Annotated in this window: 10 protein-coding genes; 9 read left to right on the top strand and 1 reads right to left on the bottom strand. The window is 47.5% G+C overall.

The window, feature by feature from the left end; all coding sequences use genetic code 11:
* Positions 1 to 252: 252 nt before the first annotated feature.
* The 3 genes from folD (at position 253) to PV783_RS07465 (ending at position 4,001) form a co-directional block, all read left to right on the top strand.
* The gene (folD, locus tag PV783_RS07475) at positions 253 to 1,140 is read left to right on the top strand and encodes a bifunctional methylenetetrahydrofolate dehydrogenase/methenyltetrahydrofolate cyclohydrolase FolD (protein WP_079469351.1); all 888 of its coding nucleotides are present in this window, start codon (positions 253 to 255) and stop codon (positions 1,138 to 1,140) included.
* A gap of 93 nt (positions 1,141 to 1,233) precedes the next feature.
* The gene (locus PV783_RS07470) at positions 1,234 to 1,860 is read left to right on the top strand and encodes a 7-carboxy-7-deazaguanine synthase QueE (protein ID WP_079469352.1); all 627 of its coding nucleotides are present in this window, start codon (positions 1,234 to 1,236) and stop codon (positions 1,858 to 1,860) included.
* 248 nt (positions 1,861 to 2,108) lie between these two features.
* Entirely contained in the window at positions 2,109 to 4,001 is a 1,893-nt protein-coding gene (locus tag PV783_RS07465; protein ID WP_420987554.1) for an OmpA family protein, read from the top strand.
* Positions 4,002 to 4,218: 217 nt separating this feature from the next.
* Here PV783_RS07465 and PV783_RS07460 read toward each other — a convergent pair whose 3' ends face one another.
* Positions 4,219 to 5,019: a 5'-nucleotidase, lipoprotein e(P4) family gene (locus PV783_RS07460; protein WP_420987553.1), complete on the bottom strand. Its 801-nt coding sequence runs from the start codon at positions 5,017 to 5,019 to the stop codon at positions 4,219 to 4,221.
* Between the two features lie 98 nt (positions 5,020 to 5,117).
* Between PV783_RS07460 and dprA the strand changes: the two genes are divergently transcribed.
* The 6 genes from dprA (at position 5,118) to PV783_RS07430 (ending at position 14,934) form a co-directional block, all read left to right on the top strand.
* Entirely contained in the window at positions 5,118 to 6,227 is a 1,110-nt protein-coding gene (dprA, locus tag PV783_RS07455; protein WP_420987552.1) for a DNA-processing protein DprA, read from the top strand.
* A gap of 109 nt (positions 6,228 to 6,336) precedes the next feature.
* A complete protein-coding gene (guaB, locus tag PV783_RS07450; protein ID WP_079469355.1) occupies positions 6,337 to 7,809 on the top strand; it encodes an IMP dehydrogenase in 1,473 nt (490 codons plus the stop codon).
* 110 nt (positions 7,810 to 7,919) lie between these two features.
* Entirely contained in the window at positions 7,920 to 9,533 is a 1,614-nt protein-coding gene (gene lnt, locus PV783_RS07445; RefSeq protein ID WP_420987551.1) for an apolipoprotein N-acyltransferase, read from the top strand.
* Entirely contained in the window at positions 9,514 to 10,305 is a 792-nt protein-coding gene (locus PV783_RS07440; protein WP_111576711.1) for an alpha/beta fold hydrolase, read from the top strand. Before lnt ends, PV783_RS07440 begins: the two co-directional genes overlap by 20 nt.
* A gap of 17 nt (positions 10,306 to 10,322) precedes the next feature.
* On the top strand, positions 10,323 to 12,941 hold the full coding sequence (locus PV783_RS07435; protein WP_420987550.1) for a PKD domain-containing protein: 2,619 nt from the start codon (positions 10,323 to 10,325) through the stop codon (positions 12,939 to 12,941).
* A 166-nt stretch (positions 12,942 to 13,107) separates the two neighbouring features.
* The gene (locus PV783_RS07430) at positions 13,108 to 14,934 is read left to right on the top strand and encodes a gliding motility-associated C-terminal domain-containing protein (protein WP_420987549.1); all 1,827 of its coding nucleotides are present in this window, start codon (positions 13,108 to 13,110) and stop codon (positions 14,932 to 14,934) included.
* Positions 14,935 to 14,942: the final 8 nt, after the last annotated feature.

Here is a 14,942-nt window from a genome sequence, read left to right as displayed (position 1 = left end):
TGTGATCTGGCTCTTCGGTTGCATATATCAACAAGAAGATTTATATTTAAGTTTTGCCTTATAATTTCCACTGAACAACTCGTAAGTTCCTGACGGGCGCAATGCCTGAGCAAAGCAAGTTCCTTTACAGGAGCTTGTTTTGCTGGACCTTCGGACGATTTAAGACCATTGTCTCCACTCCTTCCGGCAGTGCTTCCCTAAAAAGCTGATTTCCCATAGCTGATTACATACAGCTTTTTCTTACCTTTGCACATGCAAATTTTAGACGGTAAACTCGTTTCTGAGGCTATAAAGGCCCAATTAGCCGCACAGGTGGCTGAATTGAAGGCAGCTGGGAAAAAGGTCCCTCACCTGGCAGCCATATTGGTAGGTAATAATCCGGCAAGTGAAACCTACGTAGCATCCAAAGTAAAATCATGTGCAGAATGCGGTTACAATTCCACCCTCCTGCGTTTTGATGCGCAGATCTCTGAAAAGCATCTGCTGGACCAGATCATTCTGCTGAATGAAAATCCGGATGTGGATGGTATCCTTGTACAATTACCTTTACCAAAACATATCAATGAAGAGCTGGTGATCAACACCATTGATCCGAGCAAAGATGTGGATGGTTTCCATCCCATGAACGTAGGTAAAATGGTAAGTGGTTTACCTGCTTTTATTCCTGCTACTCCCTATGGTATTATGCTGATGCTGGAGCATTACAACATTCCGACCAAAGGAAAACACGCAGTAGTAATAGGTCGCAGCCATATTGTAGGCACGCCTATGAGCATTTTGCTGAGCCGCAATACCAATCCAGGTAACTGTACCGTTACCCTTACCCATTCCCAGACGCATAACCTGGCTGAAATTTGCCGTCAGGCAGATATCATCATTGCCGCTATCGGCAGACCGGATTTTGTAACAGCGGATATGGTGAAAGAAGGCGCTGTAATTGTGGATGTAGGTATTAACCGTGTGGAAGATGCCACCAGGAAAAGCGGGTTCCGCCTGAAAGGTGACGTGAAGTTTGACGAAGTAGCGCCTAAATGCAGCTACATCAGCCCGGTACCGGGTGGCGTAGGTCCGATGACGATTGCCGCTTTGCTCAAAAACACCTATCACGCCACTATTGGCTTGAAAGGAAGTATGAATTAATCTACGGAGAAGAAGGGACTCGAACCCGTGAGGTTTGAAAATAGAATTAAATATAGCCGGAACTAAAAAAACCGGACCTTTGTGAAGTAAGTCATGTCTGTAACAACAATAAATATTAGTACCGATACCCTCCCGCTGATGGAGCGCTTTTACACAATCCAGGGTGAAGGCTACCATCAGGGGCGGGCTGCCTATTTCATCAGACTGGGTGGTTGTGATGTGGGTTGTGTGTGGTGTGATGTAAAAGACAGCTGGGATGCTGATAAGCATCCGCAGGTAGCCGTGTCCGATATTGTAACCGAAGCAGCGGCCTATCCCGGCCGTATTGCAGTGGTTACCGGTGGTGAGCCATTGCTTCATAACCTCGATGCACTTACCCGTTCCCTACACAAACAGGGTTTTCACACGCATATTGAAACCTCCGGTTCTTCCCCGCTCAGTGGCAAATGGGACTGGATTACTTTATCGCCCAAAAAGTTCAAGGCGCCCCTGCCGGAAATCTGCAAGGCCGCGCATGAACTGAAAGTAGTGATCTTTAATAAAACGGATTTTGCCTGGGCAGAAAAATATGCTGCCTTAGCCGGTAAGCATTGTAAGCTGTACCTGCAGCCCGAATGGGAACGCAGCGCAGAAATGACGCCGCTGATAACAGAGTATATCAAGGATCATCCGGAATGGACCATGTCATTGCAGATCCATAAGTATATTAATGTTCCTTAGCGCGGGTTTTGTCTTTCTCAGGATTAACTGTGATTAGACTGATTACCTTGATTTTATTTTTTGGGATTTTATAAATGATTAAAAGGATTAAGGGAGATATAAGCGAATCCGCTTTTATCTCCCTTAATCTTTTTAAATCAAAAAAGTAAAATCAAGGTAATCAGTCTAATCACAGTTAATCCTGAGAAAGACAAAATCCGCGTACTATTCTCATAGTATTTTCGTTAATTACATTGCGAATACATACTATGAAAAAGACCTCCCTGTTAATACTGAGTTGCCTGCTGGGCTTCGGGCTGCTGTTGCAGGCCCAGACAGTTACCTATGAAAACGCCCCTAAAAAAGCCAAAGCCAGTTTTGACCGCGCCATTGATGCCGTAAGAACTTACCAGACAAAAGCTGCTATCGGATTTCTGCAGGATGCCATTAAAACAGCGCCCGGATTTACTGATGCATACGGACAAATGGGTTTGTGTTATGTGGAGCTGAAAGATTATGCAGCGGCCACCTCCGCATTTGAGAAGCTAAAACAACTGGATAGCAGCGGATTGCGGCCGGTAATGGTGCCTTATTCAAAAGCGATGGCAGGCACAGGGAATTTCGTAGGTGCGTTACAGTTAATCAATCAATACATTGCGTCCATCAAATCGAAAAGTGCAAATGCCGAGAAGCTGAAAGTTAATTATGAATTTGCCGTAAACAACAACCGGCAAGCCGTGCCATTCCACCCGGAAAACCTGGGTGATCCGGTAAACAGTAAAGATCCGGAATACTTCCCCTCATTAACTATTGACAGTAAAACATTGATCTTCACCAGGCGCGTAAATGGCCGCAATGAAGATTTTTATATTACGTACCGGGACAACAATATCTGGTCAGCGGCACAAAACATGGGTGAACCCGTAAACTCCTCTTTCAATGAAGGCGCACAAAACATTTCACAAGATGGTACCATGCTGGTATTCACAGGCTGCGAATTTCCGGAAGGCAAAGGCAGCTGCGATCTCTACTACTCGGAAAAAACCGCTTCGGGCTGGACCGCACCAAAGAATATGGGATCGCCCATTAATACACGCGACTGGGAGTCACAACCCTGCCTCAGCGCCGACAAACAAACGCTTTATTTTGCACGTGAAACACCAGATCATGGTGCAGATATATTTGTAACCAGCCGGCAACCGAACGGACAATGGAGCGTACCCGAAAGAATGGGGCCCAATATCAATACCAACGGCAGGGAAACCACACCCTTCATCCACGCAGATGGACAAACACTCTACTTTGCTTCCGACGGGCATCCGGGATATGGCGGCCTCGACATTTTTTATTCGCGGCGGCAACCCGATGGCAGCTGGGGCCCAGCCACCAACCTCGGTTACCCGATCAATACCATTGATGAAGACGCCTCGCTGGTAGTAGAAGCAAATGGTAAAACTGCCTACTTCGCCTCCGACCGGTCTGATACCCGCGGCACCCTCGATATTTACCGCTTTGAACTTTACCCTGAAGCACGCCCACTGCAAACACTGTACGTAAAAGGCTATGTGTATGATACCCTCACGCACCAACGCTTAACCGCCAGCATAGATATCATTGACCTCCAGGGCGGATATAATATCGCTACCGTTAAAACCAATGAAACCGGCGATTACCTCGCGCCATTGCCGGTGGGAAAGGATTACGCCATGCACGTAAACAGGAAAGGATATCTCTTTTACTCAGATAATTTTTCGCTGAAAGAACACAACCCCGGTGTCCCCTACGAAAAAAATATTCCGTTGCAGCCACTGGCTGCCAATGCCAGCATCGTTTTACATAACATTTTCTTCGACAGCAAACAGTATAACCTGAAACCTGAATCGGTAACGGAACTCAACAAGCTGGTGAACCTGCTAAAGGATAACCCCACCGTAAAAATTGAGATCGCCGGGTATACTGATAATGTAGGTACCGACAAAGACAATCAACTACTTTCGCAGAACCGCGCCAAAGCTGTAGTGAGCTACCTCACAGAAAAAGGTATCCCGCTGGACCGCCTTACAGCAAAGGGTTATGGCGAGAATGACCCGGTGGCCACCAACGATACAGAAGAAGGAAGAGCCGCCAACAGGCGGACGGTGTTCCGGATTATCAGCCTGTAAGCGTAGGTTGTCTTTTTCAGGATTAAACTGATTAGACTGATTACCTTGATTTTACTTTTTGGATTTTATAAATGATTATAACTGATTAGGGGAGATATAAACGGGTATTCGCTTATATCTCCCCTAATCAGTTATAATCAAAAGTGATCAAATCTCTAAATCAGTCTAATCAGTTTAATCCTGAAAAAGACAACCTACGCGCTGATCCCCCTGCATATTAGTAGTTGCGCAACCTGCTTTGCAGAATAGAATCTTTTTGCTGCGTGGTTAATTTATACTGGAAGTTGTATAACGCTCCTTCCCAGTCGCCATACATCGGATTGGGCAATACAATATACCGGCTGCCGAAGTTGGGCGTTGCCTGTAACACTGCTGTATTTCTTTCTTCAAAAGGTTTTTTGTCGAACGTGGCGGAGAAGTCGCCGAGGTTATCGCCAAACAGCATTACAATTTCATACTGCTGCAATACCTGTTGCCGGCGGGGTTCTTTGCCGGAGGTAGTGGTTTTCAGCAGCAGGTGCTGATCATCCGCATCGGGGAACTGGTAGCGCTGCAGGTTTTGCAAAGTAACGGCCCTTTCGCTTTCGGCCCTGTTGGTGATATAAAATACTTTTACGCCTTTGGAGGCTGCATACTTAAAAAAGGAAGGTGCGCCGGGAACGGTGTCTGCGGCGACTTTGGCGGTCCATTCCATCCAGCTTTTATCATCGTAGGTTTTACCTGCTAATGCCTGGTGCACAGAGTAGGGGCTGTTATCCAGTACGGTTTCGTCGATGTCTGTAACTATTGCCAGTGGTTTGCTGCCTTTGGCGGCGAGGTATTGATCGAGGCGGAGCGCAGCCAGTTGGTATGCCTGCAGGCACAATGCCTTGTATTCGCCGGACTGTTGCTGCCATAGTGCGGCCCATGCCGGTCCACCGGGAATCAGTTGCGATCCGGTGTTCTTTTCTGCTACGGGCCGGGTAGTTTTACAGGCAAATAATCCTGCTGCCATTACGCCTGTCAGTATCCATTTCATCTTCATAAAAATATCCGTTGGTAGCTGCAAAAATAATTCATGCTGCGCAGAAAAAGTGCCGCGGGAAAATTGTAAATTATGCGGAAATATTGTTTGTTATGCCCCAGGAACTCATGTATCAACTGGCATTAACCCGTATTCCCCTGATCGGCGATGTAATTGTAAAAAAACTGCTGGAGCATTTCGGCAGCGCCGGTAATATTTTCAACGCGCGGAAACAGGAGCTGGAAAGAATTGAAACGGTAGGCGCCATCAGGGCCGCCGCTATCCGTAATTTCCGTGATTTTGCGGAGATAGAAAATGAAATCGGTTTTATGGAGAAGTACAGGATACAGCCATTGTTTTGTACAGACCCGGCGTATCCGCAGCGATTGCTTCATTGCTACGACAATCCGGCGATGTTGTATTACAAAGGCAACGCTTCGCTGAATGCCATGCGGATGATCAATATTGTGGGTACGCGGCATCCTTCCGCCTACGGAAAGAGCGTTTGCGAAACATTGGTTAAAGGACTCTCTGAGGCGGGGATTACTATTGTGAGTGGTTTGGCCTATGGTATTGACATCATTGCCCATAAAACGGCCTTAAAAGCCCAAATACCTACTATCGGGGTGCTGGCACACGGGCTGGACCGGATCTATCCGCCGGCACATAAACAGGTGGCGGTGCAAATGCTGGAGCAGGGCGGGCTACTCACCGACTTCCCGAGCCAAACCATGCCCGACCGGCAAAACTTCCCCAAGCGGAACCGGATCGTGGCCGGGATCTGCGACGCCACTATAGTGATAGAAAGCGGGATGCGCGGCGGATCGCTGATTACAGCGGATCTGGCCAATGGCTACAACCGTGATGTGTTTTGTATTCCCGGCAGGCTTCATGATCCCCAGTCTGCCGGCTGTAACTACCTGATCAAACAAAACAAAGCCGCCCTGCTCACAGGCCCGGAAGATGTGCTGGCACTCATGGGCTGGCAGGAGAAAACCGCTGCCGGCAAGGCTCCGGTGGTACAGCCCGGGTTATTTCCGGAGCTAAGCGAGGACGAACAGCTGATTATGTCGCTTTTCCGGGAAAAATCGCAGCGGCACCTCGAAGAATTGTACCTGCAAACCCGTTTATCCGGGAGCCAGGTAGCCACCGCCGTGTTCAACCTGGAAATGCAAAGTGTGCTCAGAAGCTTACCCGGACAGCTTTACGAGCTGGTTTGTTAATGATTTATTAACAACCGGGCGGGCCCGGTGGCGAGTGATTATTTTATTTATTGGGTAATTAGGTGTACATTTGCGTGCAATTATTTTTTAACTGATTAATAGTTGCATCATGCCTGCGGGAAAATCTAAACCCAAATTTGTAGCTGACGGACTTACATTCGATGATGTGCTCCTGGTACCGGCCTACTCTGAAGTTCTGCCTAAAGAAGTAAATCTCTCTACGCAATTAACAAAAAACATACGTCTGAATATACCAATGGTATCTGCAGCGATGGATACTGTTACAGAAGCAACGCTGGCGATTGCGCTGGCGAGGGAAGGTGGAATAGGTATTCTCCACAAGAACATGAGCATAGAACGGCAAGCCGAAATGGTAAGACGTGTAAAGCGCAGCGAAAGCGGAATGATCATTGATCCCGTTACACTGAAGGTGGATGCTACCATCGGAGAAGCGCTGCGACTGATGAAAGAAAACGGTATCGGCGGTATTCCCATCATTGATGACCACAACAAACTAGTAGGCATCCTGACAAACAGGGACTTACGGTTTGAAAAAAATAAAAAACGCCTTGTAAAAGAAGTAATGACCAGCGAAAACCTGATCACTGCTCCGGAAGGCACTGACCTGAAAAAGGCAGAAAAAATTCTCCAGCAATATAAAATCGAAAAATTACCGGTTGTTAACAAGCAGGGCAAACTGGCAGGACTGATCACTTACCGTGACATCCTTCAGCTGACCAGCTACCCCAATGCAGTAAAAGACGAATTTGGCCGTTTACTGGTGGGTGCAGCATTAGGTATTACTGCCGATTTGCTGGAACGCGCACAGGCTTTGATCAATGTAGGTGTGGATGTGGTTTGCCTGGATAGCTCCCACGGTCATTCTATTGCCGTATTGAACAACCTGAAGAAATTAAAGAAGACATTCCCTAAACTGCAGGTGATTGCAGGTAACGTAGCTACCGCAGAAGGCGCACTGGCACTGGCACAGGCAGGAGCCGATGCAGTAAAAGTAGGTGTAGGACCTGGTTCTATCTGTACTACCCGTATCGTTACAGGAGCAGGTTTCCCGCAACTTTCCGCTGTAATGGAAGCCGCTGATGCATTGAAGAAACTGGGTATCCCGGTAATTGCAGATGGTGGTATCCGTTATACCGGCGACATGGTGAAAGCCCTTGCCGCTGGCGCTTCTACCATCATGGCAGGATCTATTTTTGCAGGAGTGGAAGAAAGCCCCGGGGAAACGATCATTTACGAAGGACGTAAATTCAAATCTTACCGAGGTATGGGTTCTATCGAAGCCATGCAGGAAGGTAGTAAAGACCGTTACTTCCAGGATGAAGATGATATCAAGAAACTGGTACCGGAAGGTATCGTAGGCCGTGTTCCATACAAAGGCATGTTGTCTGAAATAGTACAGCAATTTGTAGGCGGTTTAAGGGCTGGTATGGGTCTTACCGGTTCCAAAGATATCAAAGCATTACAGGGAGCGCAGTTTGTAAAAATTACGGCTGCTACCGTAAAGGAAAACCACCCGCATGATGTGGTGATCACAAAGGAAGCACCTAACTACAGCAGATAAGCAACACTTTAAATACAAACGCCTGGTATGAAAGTACCGGGCGTTTTTGTTTTCAGTAATTCCGCGCTTATCTTCGTCGTAATTCGTAATTCATAATCCGCAATGCTTAAATGAAGAAGCCTTACCTGTTGCTGAGTATATTGAGTGGTTTGATTTGCTGGCTTGCCTGGCCTACCCTGCCGCTTACCCCGCTTATTTTCATCGCCTTTACGCCCTTATTGTATATCAGCGATAAGGTGCAGCACCGCTGGAAATATTTTGGTCTTCTTTTCCTGGCTTTCCTCGTTTGGAACGTAGCATCCACCTGGTGGGTGGGCAATACCACCCTTCCGCTGAGCGGTGTTTTTGCCAATTGCTTCAACGCCCTGCTGATGAGTATTCCCTGGCTGGGTTTCAAAAATACGAAGCGGAAATTGCCGGAGTCAGTGTCTTATTTTGCCTTGATCGTATATTGGTTAACGTTTGAATACATTCATCAGACCTGGGAATTCAGCTGGCCGTGGCTGGTGCTTGGCCATGCCTTTGCGCTGCGGCCGGGATGGATCCAGTGGTATGAGTATACCGGTACCAGCGGAGGTACTTTCTGGGTGTTGTTAGCCAACGTTGTTATTTACAATGTATGGAAACGGGCCCGCCTATACGATTTTACCTGGAAACAGATCCTGTTGGGAGAAAGCTGGAAGCCCCTGCTGGTGATTGGGTTACCGCTGATTATTTCTGCCTTTATATCTGCACCGGCAGATAACCCTGCCCGGAAAACAGAGATCGTGATTGTGCAGCCGAATATAGATCCCTATGATGAAAAGTTCAGCGCCGGATCGGCGATGGAGCAACTTGGCAAATTTTTACATCTCACTGAAGAAAAAGCGGATAGCAATACCCGTTATATTATATGGCCGGAAACGGCATTGTTCCCACAGGGAGCATGGGAACATGAGCTGAACTATCAGCCGGAAATTATCGCTGTCCGTGAAATGCTGCGTAAATACCCGAAGGCAAAGCTCATCAGCGGTGCAGCTACCATGAAACGCTACACTACTATCGATGAAATACCCAATACCGCCCGGACCATGAATGACGGCACCCGTTGGGATGCCTACAATAGCGCCATACAGGTAGATACATCCCGCAATATCCAGGTGTATCACAAATATGAGCTGGTGCCCGGCGCCGAACTGGTGCCCTATGTAGGTTATTTATCGTTTATGCAGAGCGTTGCGCTGGATTTTGGCGGTATCTCAGGTAGTTATGGCAGGATGCCGGGTGTGGAAATGTTCACCAATCCGCAGGACAGCATCAACGTATTTCCTGTAATCTGTTATGAATCTGTGTTTAGCAATTACATGGCCACCCATATTAAACCCGGTGCTAATTTATTAGTCATTATAACCAACGACGGATGGTGGGGAAACACCGAAGGACACCGGCAGCATTTACAGTATGCCCGGATCCGCGCCATTGAAACCCGGCGCTGGATAGCCCGGTGTGCCAATACCGGTATATCGGCCGTGATAGACCCGTCGGGGAACGTCCATCAGCCGCAGCCCTATTGGAAAGAAGCTGTTTTTAAAGCAACTGTAACACCGGAGGCAGGTATTACGTTCTATGTAAAAAATGGTGACCTGGTTTCCAAAGCAGCACTAATATTTTGTATCTTGTTAGTGGTACATGCTTTTATTTCACGATTTATTCCCGGCTTAAGACATGCGGAAATCAATCAATAACGGAAACATCACCTGGCTTGACGAAGGCAAAGGTGCAACGATAGTGCTTATACACGGTTTTTCAGAAAATGCCACGCTTTGGGACAACCAAACAACGCGACTAAAAGAGCATTACCGGATTATTATCCCTGATTTACCCGGAACCGCATTATCGCCGCTTACTACTCCACTTACCATTGAATCTATGGCGGAGTACGTATATGCCATCCTGTTAGCAGAAAACATCAGTGAAGCAGTTATTATCGGTCACTCTATGGGTGGCTACATTGCACTGGCGCTGGCGGAAAAGTATCCGGCGCTGTTGAAAGGACTCGGCCTCTTTCATTCTACCGCGAAAGCAGACAGTGAAGAGAAAAAAGAAGGAAGACGCAAATCCATCCGGATGATGGAACAATACGGAGCAGAAACATTTTTACGGCAAACATTGCCGAATATGTTTAGTCCTGCTACCAAAAGTAAACACAACGAATTAATAGACGCCTATGTAAAACTGGGCATGGAATGCCAGCTTCCCGCCCTGGTAGCGTATTACGAAGCAATGGCAGTGAGACCGGACCGGACAGGAGTATTGAAAACCCTCCGTGCGCCGGTGTTATTTATGATCGGGAAAGATGATAATGCAGTGCCGCTGGATAACGTGCTACCTCAGATAACTTTACCCCCGGTCAGCAGTATACATATTTTTGAAAACGTGGGCCACATGGGCATGTGGGAAATAGCGGAAGAGAGCAATGTGATATTGGAACAGTTTATAGCATTTTGTCAACTATAATCTAAAAAACACCTGTTGTGAAAAAACTTCTTGTCATCCTGCTATGCATGGTGTGCGCCCTGATGGCGCAGGCCAGTCATATCATAGGCGGACAGGTATATTATAAGTATCTCGGGCAGAGTGGGAATAACCTTCAATATTCCATCACACTGAAATTATACCGCATTTGCGGCGATGGGGAGCGGATTGCCAAAATGCCCACCGCTGTTATACTTTCTTCTTTTGACAGGAGCACTTACCGGCAGATAGCCCAATACCAGATCACGCGTACCAACTTTGAAGTAAAAAATCTTGCGAAGATAGATCCGTGTATCGTTAACCCACCAGTGATCTGTTACCAGATAGGAACTTACACCACTACGATTACCATTCCGGTGAATGCCGCCGGTTATACCATTGCTTTCCAGAGCTGCTGCCGTGATCCGTACATGGAAAATATAGTGGCAGAACCTATTCCAGGCGGCCGTCCCGGCGACCTCGGCACGGGCGCAACTTACTATGCCGATATTCCCGGCAGCAACTCCGGCGCTACCAATAATTCAAGCCCGGTTTTTAATAAAGAAGAAGCCACCCTTGTTTGTGCAGACAAAAAATTCACCTACGATTTTTCTGCTACAGACCCGGATGCAGATTCTCTCAGCTATGAGTTCTGCGACGCTTATAAAGGCGGCAAAACCAGTGAAGGAAATGTTCCGCCTGCGGCGGACGCACCGCCGTACAGCTTCGCCAGCTATGTATCGCCATTCAGTGGCAGCAGTCCGCTGGGATCTACCGTTACCATAGATCCGCATACCGGTATTATTTCCGGTGTGGCGCCCGCGGCAGGTAAGTATGTGGTAACAGTGTGTGTAAATGAATTCCGCAAAGGACAAAAGATCGGAACATTGCGGAAAGACTTTCATATCAACATCACCTCCTGCGTGAAACAGGCCACCGCTGCCATGCCCGAAAAATATGCAGACTGCAGCAGCTTAACCATCACCTTCACCAATAACAGTACGCTCGGAAAGCCCTATCACTGGGACTTTGGAGATGGCACCACATTGGATACCAATACTGCCAATCCTATTCAGCATACCTATGCACAACAAGGTACCTATACCGTAAAACTTTATGTAGATAAAGCGAGCAATTGCGGCGACAGCGCCATTGCTATCGTATATGCGTACCCGGTATTCAAGCCGGCATTTACCACTGCAGGCGCTTGTGTGAATAAAGAAACAAAATTCAATTCTGCTCCCACCCGGTCAGATGCCGGTGGCATTGCTTATTACAAATGGGATTTTGGCAACGGGGATACTTCCAATTTAGCGAACCCGCCTTATACCTATACCACACCCGGCACTTATAATGTAAAGCTGTATGCCCGCAATGTAAAAGGATGTGAGCAGACCATTACACAGCCGCTGGTGATTTATGATAAGCCGCCATTCACTGCTACCAACGATACGTTACTTTGTGCGAAAGACAGTTTGCAGATGCGTGCAGGCAGTACACTTCCCGGTTCTTATTCCTGGACGCCGGATAATTATTTTATCCTGAATCCCAATACGCCCAATGCCATTGTATTTCCGCCGAAGTCGTCTGTTTACAAGGTAACGTTTACGGATACACAGGGTTGTACCAATTTTAAAGATGTAAAGGTAGATGTGAGAGATACCATCCGGGTGAAAACGATTTCCGACAGCACCGTTTGTACCAGTGATGAGGTTCATTTGCCATCGGTTACAGATGGAACGTATACCTACCGCTGGACGGACCTGGACCGCAACCAGGTAGTATCATTACTGGCGGATGCGTATGTAACACCCACTCCACCCAAACAAAGTTATGAGATCCAGGTAGCGCTGGGCAAATGTCGTTCAGCCGATACCGTTACACTCAAAGTGGTGGATCCACCGAGGGCTACTGCTGCTCCTGATACCACTGTTTGCTTTGGTATTCCGCTTACGCTGCGCGCTACCGGAGGCGCTTACTACAAGTGGGCGCCGGCCTACTATGTGGATAAATCCACATCAGCAGTTACACTGGCCCATCCCCCGGACACTACCCTGTTTACAGTAACGGTAACGGATACACTGGGTTGTCCTAAACCCGTTACTGCCACCGCATTAGTAAAAGTGGTGCCTAAGGTAAATGCCTTTGCAGGCAACGATACCATTATTATGCTGAACACGCCATTCCAGCTGAATGCTACCGGGGGCGTACGATATACCTGGACTCCGCCGGATGGATTAAACAGCCGCAATATTTATAACCCGGTAACTACATATAACCGTGATATCACATATACCGTTACCGCCTATACGCAGGAAGGTTGTTCCGGTACCGACAACATTTTTGTACGCTTTATCAAAGGACCGGATATTTATATACCTAACGCATTCTCACCCAACGGGGATGGCTTAAATGATGTATTCCGTCCGTTGCCGGTGGGCATTGTGCAGATGGAATTCTTCCGGGTGTTTGATCGCTGGGGTAAGCTAATGTTCTCCAGTACGGCGTATCTCAAGGGATGGGATGGAACTGTTAACGGCAGTATTGCTGCAGTAGGTACCTATGTTTGGGTAGTTCAGGGAAAAGATATTAACAATAATACAGTTCAACGTAAGGGGACCGTCACACTTGTAAGATAAAGTTGGCCGGATTGAACCGTATATGCTCTTTTTTTGTTAAATTCAGAGAGCAGTATCCCCCATCATGAAGAGAGCAGTTTTACTGATATTGAGCTGCTGTTTGTTCCCTGTTTTTGCGGCTGGATATCATATCATTGGTGGCGAAATTTTTTATAAAACATTAGGAATGACTGAGGATAACTCCCGCTACCGTTATCTCATCACTCTCAAGTTATACCGCGACGCAGATTTTACCTGTGGCGACCGTCAAGGTTGTATTGACAGATTTGAGAACCCCGTTACTGCTAACGTGTTTACTTCCAATGGTTCCAAAGTTTTATCCTCCGTTTATCTCTACATTGCTTTTACCCGTCCGCTGATAGATACCCTGAAAAACCCTTGTCTTGCTCCGCAGGCCCAACACCTTGAAGTGGCTTTTTATACCGCTACCATCGAACTGCCACCCGTTGTTGGAGGATATTATGTTTCCTCCCAACGCTGCTGCCGGGGCGAAAAACTGAGTAATATCTATGATTCTGAACACGAAGGATCTACCTATTATACCGTGATACCGGGAATAGAATCGAGGCCCAATAATAACAGCGCGTACTTCGACCGGGATACTGCTATTGTCATCTGCAATGCCATGCCGTTTAGCCTGGATTACGCTGCCTATGATGAAGACGGCGACAGCCTGACCTATAACCTTTGCAGCGCATTAACAGACGGCTCCAGCGCCAATGAAAGCAACTCCACCACACCGCCGCCCTATAATGCAACCGTAAGCTATATCCCACCTTATTCAGGCAATAACCCGATGGGCGGTAACCCGGGGATATCCATTTCTTCCAAAGGGTTGATTACCTGTACACCCAACCTGCAGGGAAAGTATGTAGTAACGGTATGCGTAAATGAATATGACCCGGTAACCAAACAGTTCCTGGGTACCCACAGCAAGGATATTTTACTGACCGTATTTAACTGCCAGACAAAAATCACCGCCATTTTTCCACCGGTGCTGAATAACTGTACAGAAGACCCTTCTTTACACGTTCCTATTACCAATTCCAGCGTAGCCGGTTATACATCTACCTATTACTGGACCTTTGGTGATGGTACCGATACCCTCACCGATACCAAAACAATGTTCTATCACCAGTATCCGGACACCGGTGTATACAAAGTAAAGATGGTGGTTAACCCCGGGCTGGCCTGCACCGATAGCACCGAAGGGGAAATATTTAACTATCCCGGGTTAACGGCAGGTTTCACCACCACCGGGTACTGCAAAGGTGATCCCGTTCAGTTCAACGATACGTCTTCCTATCTGTATGGAAATATTACCGGGCACGTCTGGGATCTGGGGTTGCTCGACAGTGTGGTTACACCTGGTTCACAACGATCTATGAGATATACTTTTCCTAAAGGTGACGTATATACGATTTCACTGACGTTGCTGACGGATAAACAGTGCGTAAAAACTGTAAGCAAAAACATCAGGATTTACGAGGTAAATCCGTTTGCAGGCAACGATACCATCCTGGCCAAAGGACAGCAAATGGTGATGCAGGGCAGCGGCGGGGAGTTTTATTCCTGGTCGCCGGCCGACGGACTTGATAACCCCAACATTGCGCAGCCGGTGTTAACCTATAACAAGGATATCTCCTTTGCGCTGCGCGTATCCAATCAGCAGGGCTGCTTTGGCTTCGACTCGGTACATGTAAAATATTACACCGGCCCCGACATGTACATCCCCAACGCGTTTTCACCCAATGGCGATGGGCTGAACGATTACTTCCGGTTTATTCCTGTGGGCATTACTACCTATACCTTCTTCCGGATCTTCAACCGGTGGGGAACGGAAATTTACTCCTCCACAAATTTCCGCGTTGGCTGGGACGGTACCTTCAAAGGGATGCCGGCGCCTGTAGATACCTATATCTGGATACTGCAGGGTACAGATTTCAATGGAAAAGAGATCCTTAAAAAAGGAACTGTGACGCTGGTCCGCTGATCCTTAGT

This window comes from Chitinophaga sp. CC14 (assembly GCF_048957795.1).
GTDB classification, from domain to species: Bacteria; Bacteroidota; Bacteroidia; order Chitinophagales; family Chitinophagaceae; genus Chitinophaga; species Chitinophaga ginsengisegetis.
The sequence above is the reverse complement of the archived record's forward strand: the minus strand, read 5'-3'. Positions and strand labels throughout refer to the sequence as shown.

What these genes read in the sequence shown, in the direction of transcription:
- folD (WP_079469351.1), top strand. Translation starts at nt 253, where the DNA reads ATGCAAATTTTAGACGGTAAACTCGTTTCTGAGGCTATAAAGGCCCAA.
- PV783_RS07470 (WP_079469352.1), top strand. Translation starts at nt 1,234, where the DNA reads ATGTCTGTAACAACAATAAATATTAGTACCGATACCCTCCCGCTGATG.
- PV783_RS07465 (WP_420987554.1), top strand. Translation starts at nt 2,109, where the DNA reads ATGAAAAAGACCTCCCTGTTAATACTGAGTTGCCTGCTGGGCTTCGGG.
- PV783_RS07460 (WP_420987553.1), bottom strand. Translation starts at nt 5,019, where the DNA reads ATGAAATGGATACTGACAGGCGTAATGGCAGCAGGATTATTTGCCTGT.
- dprA (WP_420987552.1), top strand. Translation starts at nt 5,118, where the DNA reads ATGCCCCAGGAACTCATGTATCAACTGGCATTAACCCGTATTCCCCTG.
- guaB (WP_079469355.1), top strand. Translation starts at nt 6,337, where the DNA reads ATGCCTGCGGGAAAATCTAAACCCAAATTTGTAGCTGACGGACTTACA.
- lnt (WP_420987551.1), top strand. Translation starts at nt 7,920, where the DNA reads ATGAAGAAGCCTTACCTGTTGCTGAGTATATTGAGTGGTTTGATTTGC.
- PV783_RS07440 (WP_111576711.1), top strand. Translation starts at nt 9,514, where the DNA reads ATGCGGAAATCAATCAATAACGGAAACATCACCTGGCTTGACGAAGGC.
- PV783_RS07430 (WP_420987549.1), top strand. Translation starts at nt 13,108, where the DNA reads ATGACTGAGGATAACTCCCGCTACCGTTATCTCATCACTCTCAAGTTA.